The 12,342-nt window shown below is 62.2% G+C and carries 10 protein-coding genes and 1 pseudogene; 4 read left to right on the top strand and 7 right to left on the bottom strand.

All coding sequences use genetic code 11. The features are described from left to right. Nucleotides 1-165: 165 nt before the first annotated feature. Nucleotides 166-567, top strand: coding sequence for a YccF domain-containing protein (locus Y703_RS0115945; RefSeq protein WP_026553508.1), 402 nt, complete (start codon nt 166-168; stop codon nt 565-567). Nucleotides 568-597: 30 nt separating this feature from the next. Here Y703_RS0115945 and lepB read toward each other — a convergent pair. The 4 genes and pseudogenes from lepB to Y703_RS0115960 form a co-directional block, all read right to left on the bottom strand. After that, nucleotides 598-1,083: pseudogene (gene lepB, locus Y703_RS21780) on the bottom strand (signal peptidase I); the annotation flags it as partial. Next, the gene (locus Y703_RS0115950) at nt 1,043-2,650 is read right to left on the bottom strand and encodes a multicopper oxidase family protein (RefSeq protein WP_026553509.1); all 1,608 of its coding nucleotides are present in this window, start codon (nt 2,648-2,650) and stop codon (nt 1,043-1,045) included. The gene Y703_RS0115950 and the pseudogene lepB, both read right to left, overlap by 41 nt. A 75-nt stretch (nt 2,651-2,725) precedes the next feature. Then, nucleotides 2,726-3,958, bottom strand: a complete 1,233-nt coding sequence (locus Y703_RS20420; RefSeq protein WP_051427672.1) for a sensor histidine kinase — start codon at nt 3,956-3,958, stop codon at nt 2,726-2,728. A gap of 100 nt (nt 3,959-4,058) precedes the next feature. After that, entirely contained in the window at nt 4,059-4,748 is a 690-nt protein-coding gene (locus Y703_RS0115960; protein WP_051427673.1) for a response regulator transcription factor, read from the bottom strand. Between the two features lie 286 nt (nt 4,749-5,034). Here Y703_RS0115960 and Y703_RS20425 point away from each other — a divergent pair, with 286 nt between their 5' ends. Continuing rightward, entirely contained in the window at nt 5,035-7,272 is a 2,238-nt protein-coding gene (locus Y703_RS20425; protein ID WP_051427674.1) for a fibronectin type III domain-containing protein, read from the top strand. Between the two features lie 57 nt (nt 7,273-7,329). Here Y703_RS20425 and Y703_RS0115970 read toward each other — a convergent pair whose 3' ends face one another. The 3 genes from Y703_RS0115970 to Y703_RS0115980 form a co-directional block, all read right to left on the bottom strand. After that, a complete protein-coding gene (locus Y703_RS0115970; protein ID WP_051427675.1) occupies nt 7,330-8,298 on the bottom strand; it encodes an AfsR/SARP family transcriptional regulator in 969 nt (322 codons plus the stop codon). A gap of 96 nt (nt 8,299-8,394) precedes the next feature. Further along, nucleotides 8,395-8,946 carry a hypothetical protein gene (locus tag Y703_RS0115975; RefSeq protein ID WP_051427676.1) on the bottom strand — a complete coding sequence of 184 codons (552 nt, stop codon included), beginning with the start codon at nt 8,944-8,946 and terminating at the stop codon, nt 8,395-8,397. A 42-nt stretch (nt 8,947-8,988) separates the two neighbouring features. Continuing rightward, nucleotides 8,989-10,917: a penicillin-binding transpeptidase domain-containing protein gene (locus tag Y703_RS0115980; RefSeq protein ID WP_026553513.1), complete on the bottom strand. Its 1,929-nt coding sequence runs from the start codon at nt 10,915-10,917 to the stop codon at nt 8,989-8,991. Nucleotides 10,918-11,357: 440 nt separating this feature from the next. On the opposite strand from Y703_RS0115980, the gene Y703_RS0115990 reads away from it, so the two are divergent. Both Y703_RS0115990 and Y703_RS21785 read left to right on the top strand, forming a co-directional pair. Further along, nucleotides 11,358-12,146, top strand: coding sequence for a hypothetical protein (locus Y703_RS0115990; protein WP_155849568.1), 789 nt, complete (start codon nt 11,358-11,360; stop codon nt 12,144-12,146). Continuing rightward, nucleotides 12,092-12,342, top strand: a 251-nt coding sequence (locus Y703_RS21785; RefSeq protein ID WP_026553516.1) for a transposase, incomplete at its 3' end; no start/stop codon positions are given. The genes Y703_RS0115990 and Y703_RS21785, both read left to right, overlap by 55 nt.

A 12,342-nucleotide genomic window follows, 5' to 3' on the forward strand; every position in this document is an offset into this window, starting at 1 on the left:
CGCCAGCGCGCCGGCGTCGAATGATCGCCGCAGCAACTAGCTAACCACAAACAACAGTGCCCCCCGCCAGATGGCGGGGGGCACTGTTGTTTGTCGAGTCCGCGCTGGGCTGCTCAGGGTCATCTCCCATAGACCAGCCTCGCGCTATGCAGGAAGATTGGATCCATGAACGCAATTCTGAATGTTATCTGGCTGGTTTTCGGCGGTATCTGGTTGGCCCTGGGATATGTCCTCGCCGGGGTGATCTGCTGCCTGCTGATCGTGACCATCCCCTTCGGGATCGCATCCTTCCGAATCGCCGCATACGCCATTTGGCCCTTCGGCCGCTCAGTGGTGGACCGGGGAGGCCATACCTCTGTGCTGTCAACCGTCGGCAATGTCATCTGGATTGTTGTCGCAGGCATCTGGCTGGCCATCGGACACGTCTTGACGGCCATTCCGATGTTCCTGAGCATTATCGGCATTCCACTCGGTATTGCGAACCTCAAAATGATTCCCGTCTCGCTGACACCACTCGGTAAGGAAATCGTCGAGACGCGCGGCAGCAGGGTCCCCCAACTGCGATAGCGGTTGCGCGGGTGGAGTCCAGATTACAGGCGTGGTCAGGCCTCCCACCGGAACTGGGCCGAAGTCCCGCGAATCGATTGACGCGGCCCGGTTATCCCCAAGGACGAAGACGTGCCCTTTAGGAACTGAGACGGGCCCAAAATACGTGCCATCGATGCTCTCGTAATTGACAAAGGGTTCCTCGGGGGCAACCCCGTCAATGAAAAGGACAGCGTCACGGATCGCGACTTCTTGACCCTCAACCGCCACTACTCGTTTGAGGGTCAAAGCGCCGTCCAGCGGGTTGGGGAAGACGACAAGGGAGCGGGCCTCGCCCGTCGGACGCCATTCGAACAACAGGACTGTGCTGCCCTGCTGCACTGTTGGCTCCATGCTGTCTGACACGACGGTGAATGGTTCGACGGCCCACAGCCGGAGCCCGAGGAGGGCGGCGGCCCCTATCAACGCCGCCGCCACGAACCGGCGGTTTCCGGTGCTAGCCATCCCACGATGCGGGTGCCGCAGTGATCGGGTCATTGGAATCCCAGTCGTCTTCCTTCAACCCAACCCGGAATTGCACCATCATGTCGTGATCCTCGTGCGGAAGGTTGTGGCAGTGCATCATGTAGCGGCCCTGATGAGGGCCAAACTTCATCAATAACCGGACCGTCTCTCCTTCGCCGACATAGACCACGTCCTTCGGGCCCTTTTCGTAGGCAAAGGGTGTCCGGCCGTTGCGGCTCAGAACCTTGAAATCGACTAGGTGAATGTGGACGGGATGGAACCATCCGCCGGAGCTGTTCTCGATTTCCCACACTTCTACAGCGTCCAGTTCAGGATCAGCGCTGACTTTTCTGTACCCGCTGGCAATGACATCCTGCCAGGTCACGCCGCTAATGTTCCACAGGTTGGTAGCGTCGTCCCGCTTTACCCTGAACTTACGGATCTTTCGTGCAGCGGAAGCGTCGAGGGCCATGACGGGGTTGTCGGTGGCGAGCTGGACCGGAATGGTGTTCCAGGTGGGGTCGGTCTGGTCAACGGGCTCGTCGGTGACGTCAAAGGCCATGATCTTGTTCGTGAAGTCGTAGTCCACGTTGTTCTTGTTCGAGAGGTTCCGCAGCTCGATCCTCTGGCCGGTGCGGTACTTCCGGAAATCAATCAGGATCTCATACCGTTCGGCGCCGGCGTGCCGCCAGTTAGCAACGGTCTGGGTCACTGGCATCAGGCCTCCGTCGGTACCGACCACCACCACCGGATCACCAGTGCTTAGTGTGGGCCGCAGCGAACGGGAAATGCTGCAATTGAGAACGCGGAACCGATAGATCCGCTTCTGGACCTTCATTACCGGCCACGGTCGGCCGTTGACGAGGATCACGTCGCCCCACAGCCCGGAGTGGGTATTGTCGTCGTACCCGAGTGCGCCGTTCGAAGCGAACATCGCGTCGGAGATGGTCAACGCCACATCGAATCGCCCCTGGGGTAGCAGCGCCCGCTCCAACGGGTCGTGGAGGTGATATTGCGCGGCAAGACCGGAATAGGCGTTCTGAGCAGTGAAATGGACGCCGTGGTCGTGGTACCACAGGGTTCGTGCTGGCTGAAAGTTGGGGTAATGGTAGTCCTTGCGGAATCCAGGGCTGGTGATGTCACTGGCGTAGCCATCAAACTGCGGAAGTGACGCCGAACCGTGCAGATGCGTTGATGTGGTCAAGGGGTGGCCGTCGGAGGGATGCGTTGGTGGCAACTGGTTCCGCACCCGAAGCACTGCCCTGGTCCCCTGGTCGAGACTGATCGTGGGCCCCGGGAACACCCCGTTGTATCCCAGAATCGGGGTCTTCAACCGCGGGAGAATGGCGGCGCTGGCGGCCATCTGCGTGAGCGTGAAGTAGTGAACTGGGGCTCCGTCTGCCGGATCTGTTCCGATGGAGTCCGGCGTCAGGAGGGGCGCGAGCAGCAGGGGAGTCTGGAATGGACGCGGCATTTCCGAGGAGGGCAACCGGCTGATGGACTTCGCATCGAGGGAACGCGTCGGGACGGACATTGCCCCGATCGCTCCTAGCGCACCCAGACCGCCTACCAGTAGCACCTGTCGGCGTGAAACGGACATTATTGCCTCCTTCGAACGGTTAGTTCGAGGATGCCAAAATGATCTTGGGGAAACCCTGTGCGCGTTTTGTCGCGGTCAGGCAGCCGAAGGTACTCGGCTGAGAGTTGCGATCACTGACGTGCCACCGCCAGCACCCGACAGCACCTGCAGCGACCCGCCAGCCTCCCTGATGGTGTCTTGCATGAGGCGGAGGCCGAGGTGACCTTCAGGCGGACCATTGTCCGGGTTGAAGCCGCGACCATTGTCCTTGATGGTCATCACTGTGCTGTCTTCACCCTTGAGCAGGGAAAGGTGAACGGTACTCGCCTCGGCATGCTTCACTGTGTTGGTAAGAACCTCCCGGGCCACCCGATACAACATGGCTGCGTGGTCCCGGTCCAGCTCGCAGTTCTCTGGAACTTGCAGAGCCACGTCGATACCCTGGTCGCGCAGGATTGTGGCCAGCCGGGTCAGAGCGGCAGACAGCCCCAGCTGGTCCAGATCAGGAGGATAAAGCTCGCTCGTCATGGCCCGCAGGGTCCTGACATTCTCCTGCAGGATGGACCGGACGCGGGCGAACAAGGGACGCTGAGGCACAGCACCCCGCTTCTCCTCGGATTCCATGGCGTAGGACAGACCCGCGAGGTCCTGAATCACTTCGTCGTGCAGATCGCGGGCAATCCGTCGGCGCTCCAGATCTGACGCTTCAATGGCGTACTGCAGCAGCTTGCGTCGGGACGCCTCCTGCGCCTGGATCCGTCTGGCGAGCTGCACGGCGGGAATGAGCTGCGCCATTTGGAGGACGCCGAAGGAGAGGAGGAAGATCGGTGCGATGGCCAGGAGCACCGAGGTCTGCTCCGCACGAACCGTCTCATCGGTGTAGTAGGCCTCGAAGATCAACGGCTCACCACCGGCCGCAGCTGACTCGACATACACTTCGACCAGTTCGCCGGAATTGGTTTCATATTCGTTCTCCAACTCATCCTGGTCCTCAAGGGAGGCGCTTCCGTTGTCTCCGGAGTCACCATCCGAGTGGGGATCGGGGGGTACGAATTGTTGCCCAATCAAGGACCGCATATCCGAGTAGACAATCGTGCCATCGGCGGTCCACACCTTGACTCTCAGGACCGCACCCCGTTCCAGCCACGGTTCCAGACGCCGATCGAGGTCTGCGATGGCTGCCGTGTTCCCAGCAATCAGCTGATCAGTTATCAGGGGGCCGACGGCGTAATCAGCAAGCCGCTGGGTCATGAGCTGCGCGTTTTCCAGCGCATGGTTTTCCGCTTGCGCACGGATCCAAAAGGCGACGGGCGTGGCAATCAGTACCATAACGCACAGCCCCGTCAGCAGGAATCGCCCCACCGCGCTTCGGACCTCAGAGCGTTCCGCAACGGTTCCCCTGTCACCCGGTGCCCGCTGACGCCAGCTGTTAACCACGTTGCTGATCGATGAGAAGGCCCAGCTTGGCCGCGACCGCCACAGCTTCCAGTTGTGAATGTGCACCTAGTTTCGCCAGGATGGACTTCACGTAACCGCGGCAGGTGTTTTCTGTAATGCCCAGTTTCCTTGAATTCGCGCGTACGTCGTTTCCCTCGGCCATCAGCACGAGCACCTCCAGCTCACGTCTGGTGAGCGCGGCAAATCTGGTTCCTGGAGTCTGGACCTTTCGGCGAGCCCCGAGCTGAGCGACGAGGAGCGGATGCACCATCATGCCCCCATTCCGGGCGTGCCGCAGCGTTTCCAGCAGTGTCATCAGCGAACCATCTTTGGGCAGGAAAGCACAGATGCCAATGCCTGCCGCACGTGTCAGGGCCTGGGGATCTGGATCGCCAGTCAACATGACCACACGGATGTCCGGCGCCAGAGCGAGGATCCTTTCCGCCGCGGTGATGCCGTCGCCGTCGGGCAGATGATAATCCATAACGACCACATCCGGTTGCAGGAAAGTGATTTGTTCAATGGCGGAGCTGATGCTGGTCGCGAACCCAACGCAGGTCAGGTCAGGTTCGCCCGAGAGTGCGTGTGCCAGCAGCTCGGCGAACGTGGTGTGGTCATCGACAATGACCACTCGAATATGGGTCAGTTCGACGCGGACGGCGTCGGCTGCCTGAACTGTCATGACATATCACCCCTACGGTGTCACGCCCCAACAGCTGTGTGTAGTTAGAGTATGCATCCTGCGCGGCCGCCAGACCAGCGAATCTTGAGGAAACCCTGGGAATCTTGCGGGACCGCGAACCGCGGCTGTGCGCGCCTGCTGTTGGCAGGGTTTCTCCAACCCCCCGGTGGGACGGTGGAGCCAATGTGTGAACAGGTCACGCAGGAATCAGCAGACGGGGTGACCCATGGAACTACAACCCAGACTTAGAGAACCGGTACGGCCACGGAACGCAGTTCGGCGGCGAATGTGCAGCACGGGACTTGCAATCGGGGTGCTGTGCTCAACCTCGATTCTTGTGCCGTCCGCCGCCAGCGCTGCCGTCCCATCCTTTCCCGACAATATTGTGGTGTTCCCCGACAGGGACTTCGTGACGATTGAGGGATTCCAGGACCGGTTGGGCCAAACTGCCACTGTTGAGGTGTCACGCCCCAGTGTGGGGATCATTGGGTCCGCCCAGGGAACAGTTCAGGCCGGGGATGTCGCATTCGAGGTTAATCATCCCGGCGGATACTGCTGGGGAGCGGGGACATCGCTGAAGGTGACACCGGACATTCGCCCGGGTGACACAGTGTCGATCAAGTTCGGGGCAACCTCAGCTGGCGAAACAAGGGTTCAGGACATGTTTGTCACGGGGGGCTCGTCACTCGACGGCACCACAGTCACGGTGAAGGGCCACATAGGCGCCGGTATCAACCAGTCGCAGGTTGAGCAGCGCATCATCGAACCGGCGTTGGAGGACACAGCGGTGCAAAGGCGGGACGTGCGCGCTGTCCCGGGCCCAATGACGCCGTCGCCAAAAGGGGGCTACAGCTCCAGCCTGGTCTTCGGTGAAGAAGGGCCGAATACTTTCAGGGCGCAATATGAGTTCGACGACGAGGGGACGGCTGAGGTCGCCGCGAACGCCACTGGTGAGCGGGCCATGGCGTGGGAAGCCGAGGACGCGGACGCAAACCGCCAGGGCATCACGATCGCCGAGTTCGGAGAACTTGGCGGCCCGGGGATGGGCGGCTGCCCGAATGGACCGCTGCAGGCGGGACCGGCCGGTCCAACCAGCGTGTCCGCGGCACTGACTCCGGCCGGCCTCAAGATCGGCTGGATTCCTTCCCAGGCGGTCCCCGGCACTCCCCCGATCACCGGCTACCGTGTATCAGCCGTTGCCCGGACTAGTACCGATGGAGAGCAGATTGAGATCGGACGGCGGATCTCGGGCAGCACGGCCAGGGGCACCACCATCACAGGCTTGAACCCTGACGAAAGCTACGACGTCTTCGTGGTCGCGGTCAGTAGCGTCGGAGAGACCTTTCCAGCGGTTCACGCTCTACCGCTAACCGACACGATGCCTCCGACAGTCACTGCGTCGCCCAACGGTGGTAGCTTCTCCCGAGCGCAGGAAGTCACCTTGGAAGCTGATGAGAACGGATCGGAGATCTACTACACCACGGACGGCTCCGCGGTAGTGATGCCGGGGTCAGGCGTCTCAGACTCAGCAACTCTTTACACTGAGCCGATTTTGATTGAACAAACGGCGTTGCTCAGGTTTGTGGCCTTCGATCCCTCAGGCAACGCTTCTGATACTGGTGAAGCTGATTTCACCATCACCAATGACCCCGTTCCGGAGGCGCCCGTCATAACTGGTGACCCGGTGGCTGGGGTAGGCAGTGTGACGCTGAACTGGTCAGTACCCGATCCCGGGGCGGCTGGACTGGCCATTACCGGGTATCTGGTGCAGGCCTACAGCGCAGACGGCGTTGCCGTCGGTGGGGTCAGATCCGTTCCGGGTGACGCCACATCACTGGTGTACGACGGACTGGCCGTTGACACCGCGTATCAGTTCACTGTCAGCGCCGGAAACGTTAACGGTTTTGGTCCCGTTTCGCCGAAGAGCTCACCGGTAACCGTGCTCGGCGAGCTAGTGGCAAACGCGGGGCCTGACCAGGTTGTTGAACGGCGCGTAAGTGCAACAACTGTCACTTTGGATGGCACCCGTTCCACAGCTGGCGGAGCCACCTATCTGTGGCAGCAGGTCCTCTCGGGGCCGACCGATCCCAACGCGGTGACACTAGCCAACGCGGAGACTGCGTCACCGAGTTTCTCACTCCCGGTGTTCAGGACGCCGATGACCAACAGCCCCCTCACCTTTCGGCTGACAGTGACCTCTGAGGCCGGGACGCGAACTGACACGGTGTCAGTAACGCCGGTGCCGGATCGGGTCACGGTAAGCCTGGCGCAATGGCGGGCGGGAGATCTGCGGATCGGTGGAACAAGTTCAGTGGTTGGGAGCACAATCACAGTTCATCGCGGCAGCGCGACGGGGCCGGTGCTAGGCCAGATAGCGGTGACAGCCGCGGCCGCACCTCAAACCGGAGGGGTGTTCAGCCTTCGGCTGCGCAACGCGGCGGCAGGAACCAGCAATCCGGGCACCATCTGGATCGAATCCACTGTTGGCGGGACGGCGGGGCCCATCACGGTGGTCAATAAGTAGTCCATCGCAGCAGAGGAGCCCCGCAGCCAGGCTGCGGGGCTCCTCTGCTGCGATGGACTAGCTGGTTGCGAGTGCTTTTTGAAGGAAGCAGGACAACACCTCGCCGGCAATTCGGACGGCCTTTTCGATCGTGGGCTCGGACGAGACTGAATTTTGACCTGCATGGCCGTCCAGTTGGTTGTGCAGTAGGAGAAGGGCTGAGAGCACATCAGCCAATTCCGATTGGCCTTCAGCCGTAGCCTGGAGCAGTCTGGTCTGGGCCGCCCGAAGCTTTGGCCCAGGTGCACAGCCGAGCTCAAGATCCAGCGAACGCCGGCACCGCTCGTACGCCTGGAGCCCGTCGGTGTGCCGCCCATCCTGCTCCAGCGCCAGCACCAGCGCCGTCCAGGCGTTCTCATTGAGAGGGTCGGTCTCCAGAACACGTTGGGCCCAACGGATACCGTCCGTCGGCCTCAGTAAAACACTGGCTGTATCTGCCGCCAACAACAGCGCGGTGGTGACCCGGGCGGAGTGCAGGGTGCGCTCCTCCTGCGCCCATTCCGGTCGAAGCTCGTCGGCAAGCAACGGCTCAACGGCTAACTCGAGGGCCTGCTGAAGCAAGGGGTATCCAGCCTGGGGCGAGGAGGCCTGCACCGATCGCATCAGCGAATTGAAGCGGTCCAGATCAAGATCCACCAGCGAAGGGTCCATGAGGTAGCCGCCATTGGCTGTTCGCAGGGGGCCCGCTTTTCCTGCGCCCGGCTGAAGGTGTCGACGCAGCACGCTGACGTAACTCTCCAGTGTGCCCATGGCCTCGGCGGGCGGGTGGCTGGCCCAGAGCTGTTCGATCAGCCGGTCTTTCGAAACTGGCGTGCCGAGAGTGAGCAACAGAATTTCGAGAATTTGACGGGGTTTCGGGCCGCCGAAATCCTGGGCTTCCAGGATGGTTTCGCCGCGGCGGATCCGGAGCTTGCCGATGATCTGGACTGATAGCTGGACGGGCACTGGGCCGGGACGGTTCGTGTCGGGTGGGCTGATAGTCTCCATGATTTCCCCTAGGTTGGATGCCTAAATGATCCGCCCTCGGCCAGCCTCCTAGAAGCCCCAGTTGGGGGTCACATACCCCCTAAAATTGGGGTGTTGTCACTGCGCTCCGGAATGGTGGCCAGTGCCGAGGGAAAGGCTTGCGCCGTCGTCATTCTCGAGGGTCAGCAGGACTGCCTGGTCTGGCAATTCGAACACCAGGACTGCCGTGAGGGTTTCACCCTGGGCCAGTGACGCCGATTCGACCTCCGCCCACATAACGTCATACGGGCGGGTTCCCACCCCAGCGACTATGTACTCGTCGGCGGCGAAGTCGACGCCGCCGGGTTCAAGCGCAGTCAGCTCCAGCAGCACCCTGACCCGGTGGGAGCCTTCCGGGCCGGGTCTTCCAAGTTCCCTGGCGCCGCCGGGTGGCATCCACTTGTCGGATTCAAGGGGGATGATGCCGTTGATACGGCCCAATCCGCCTTCTATCGGCGCAGATGCACCGAGCGGAACGCTGTGAGTCTCCTTGCCCATGAGCAGACCATAGGTCCAGCTGCCGACAATGAGCAGCAGCACTGCAAGAATCAGCGCCAGGCGTCGTCGTGACCCCGTGCGGGTGCCGGTGATACCCCGGGTAGGGGAAAGTGCTGAGTTGTCGATGGCCATTCCACGATCGTCGTCGACCGACCATGGGAAAAGCCTGACAGGCTACCCTGCGGCCCCCCGCAGGAAAGCGTCCATGAGCGGGCCGCCGGAGGTGGAGCCCAGGTCGCCGTCCTCCACAAAAACCGCCACAGCCAGGTCGCCCTGCAGTGCAACGATCCACGCGTGGGTCCGGGGCGGGTCTTCGTCACCGAACTCAGCGGTGCCCGTCTTCGCAAGCACCGGCTCGCCGGGCACGTCAGCAAGCAGGTTAGCGCCACCTTCAATGACGACGGCGGCCATCAGGGTTCGCAGGGTTTCGGCCTCATCGGCGGTGAGGGCGCTGGGCTCGCCCGGTGGAGATGGTGAAGCTGTCGCCTCTTCGTCCGAGTCGGAGGTGATCAGGGTCGGTGTAACGCGCTCACCCGCCCCAACGCTCGCTGTCATCACCGCGAGTGCAAGGGGTGAGACCAGCACCTCGCCCTGCCCGATCATCGATGCAGCGTGCGCCGTGCCCTCGGCGGCCTCTGGCACCGACCCGAAAAATGCGGGAATGCCGATGGGCGCCGCGATGCCCACCCCGAGGTCAGCGGCCGCTGAGGCGAGCTCCGCCTGCGAGGTAACGTCACGCGTCGCGATGAAGCCTGTGTTGCAGGACTGGGCGAAAGTCTGCAACAGGGGGATCTCCCCGAGGAATGCGGCAGGGAAGGTACTCGCGTTGTTGAAGGACCTGCCGTCGACGACAAGCTCCTCCGTGCACTGGGTGGGTGAGTCAGGTGTGAATCCCTCCCGGAGCAGAGCCAGGGAGGTGGCGACCTTGAACGTGGATCCGGGTGCGTACTGCCCCAGCAGTGCTGTCTGCAGGCCAGCGCTACCGGGGCCGTTGGCAACTGTCAGGATTTTCCCGGTCGAGGGCCGCATGGCCACTAGGGAGGATGCCGAAGGCTCGTCCTGGAGCACGTCCTCAGCGAGCGACTGCAGTGTTCGATCGAGGGTGAGGCTGAGGGGTTCACCGGCCACCGGGTCCTTCTCAAGGAACACGGTGCGTTCGCCCGCACTGCCATCGGCAGGTTCTGATGGCGTTGCGGAGATGATCAGGCCGGGGGTCCCACCAAGCTGGCCATTGTGCTGCAGCTGCAGTCCTGACAGACCGGTGATATCGCCGGCTTCCAACTCTCCCTCGGACTTCTCGATCATGTCTGCGCTCGCTTGTCCCACCGAGCCCAGCAGCTCGCGGGCAAACCTGCGGGTGGGTGCCAGGGCAATCTCATCAGGGAGGGCCAAAGCCCCGGGGACGTCGTCGAGTTCTTCATCGGTCACTTCCCGTGAGTCCTCATCGCGGAGCACTATCGCTTCGACGAACGCTTCCGGTCCGGCTCCGGCCACCTGCGCGGTGAAACCCGCAGAGTCTACGCCCACCAGATCGGCGAGTTCCTGCGCTGAAGTGGTCAACTGCCCGGCCTCAAGCTGGGTTTTGTCGATGCCGATGCGCAGCACCGGGCGGTCAGTGACCAGTACGTCCCCCTCGGCGCCAAGAATGTCACCTCGTGCGGCAGGGGTAGACGACACCGCCAGGACTTCTCCCACCGCAAGGCCGTCCACTGCTACAGCTGGATCCCAGGCCACCTGCCAAACGTCGTCAACCAGTGAGAGCTCGGCGGTGGTGGTGTAGGTCCAGTCGGCGTCGCCCTCATCCAGGTCCCACACGTGATTCAGCTGCACTGTGGCCTGGTCCTCGGCCGAGGATTCCACTGATCCGACCGACACCGAGGGCGTCAGCGGGTCTAGGGCGGCCGTGATGGCGGCGAGCTCCGCGTTGACCGCGGAGCCGGACCCGGTCGAGAAAGCAGAGCCGGTGACGTCGAGAGCACTGAGCCCATCGGCGAAGGTAGCTGCCGCGTCATCGGCTGTCGGCCGAGTGTCGGTGCAGGCAGCGAGGGTGAGCGCGAGAGTCGCGATGGTCAGGACAGATGTGCGGCGTCGAAAGTTCCCCATTGGGCTATTATTGCCTACCGGCCGCTGCCCAACCGCTCCTGGCCGCAGTCACGCTTGGGCACCAATCGGCGTGCCACGATCGCCACTGGGCAGGTTCGACCGTGGTGAGACGTTACAGTGGCAGAACAGCACAGGTGAATCGTCACCTACAGGGTCAGCGCTCGGCAGGCCTACCGAGCGCTGAAGGGATTCTGTGGGCAGTTTCGCCAGCGAGCAGCAGGGTCCGACGACGCACCCGGGGCCCGGGATCTGGTGGTTAGCCGGCGCCGCTGTAGTGGCAGTCGTGATCATCGGCGGCTACCTGACCATGAACAGTGGTGAAGCAGTCGCTCAGAACCTCGGGAACATTAGCCTCCTCGTCTTTAGCCTGGCCGCTGCCATCAGCTGCGCAAGGCGCAAGGCGCGACAAGACAGCTGCCAAGGCATGGTGGCTGCTCTCGGTGGCGACGCTCGTGTGGTTTGGCGGCATGGCCGCGTGGACCTATTTCGGCGTGGCCCGTGACCACCTGTATCCCTTTCCCTCGATAGCCGATATCGGTTTCATCGGATACGCACTCCCGGCCATTGCAGCCCTCTTGCTCTTCCCCCGCCCGCCCGCAACTCTTGTTTCACGGCTTCACCTGCTGCTCGACGGCGGAGTAATCGCCGCGACAGTGCTATTCATCAGCTGGGCGACAGTTCTCGGCCCCGCCTACCGTTCATCGGATCAGAAATTTATTGGTCAGCTCACCGGTATCTCTTACCCGGTTGTGGACGTCATCATCATTTCGCTGGTGCTTGTGCTGGGTATCCGACGTCCAGTCGGAGACCGGTTGCGCTGGTTCTGTATGGGCGGCGGGTTACTTGTTCTCGCCATCACCGACAGCGTGTACGTACGGCTGACATTTGAGGGAGTTACCGGCGTCACCGGTTCGCCGCTGGTAATCGGCTGGATGCTCGCCTTTACCCTCATCGCCCTCGCCCCGTTAGTACCGCGGCACCCGAGCGATGACAACGACAGGCACCGCTACGCCGTCGGGCTGGAGCTTCTGCCTTATGCCCCAGTGGTCGTGGCGATCATGGTCTCGGGCTACATTGTGGTCGATGGCACCTACCCGGTCCAACTAGGGATCGGGCTAACGGCACTAGGGCGTGTCTCCTTATTGTTCGGTGAGGTCTTTGGGATGCTGGTGGTATGTCACGTATTGCTGTTTTGTCGGATGCTCAGTGGGCTCGGATTGAGCCGTTGATGCCGAGCTCGGACGGAAGCCCGGGCCGCCCCTTCAACAATCACAGGCTGGTCGTTGAGGGCATCGTTTATCGGTTCCGGGCAGGAATCCCGTGGCGGGATCTGCCGGAGTGTTTCGGGTCGTGGAAGACGGTGTGGAAACGCCACCGCCGGTTCAGCAGCGATGGCACCTGGGACAGGATCCACACCCAGTTACT

It is taken from the genome of Arthrobacter sp. H20, from assembly GCF_000520515.1.
In the GTDB taxonomy this organism is placed as follows: domain Bacteria; phylum Actinomycetota; class Actinomycetes; order Actinomycetales; family Micrococcaceae; genus Arthrobacter_D.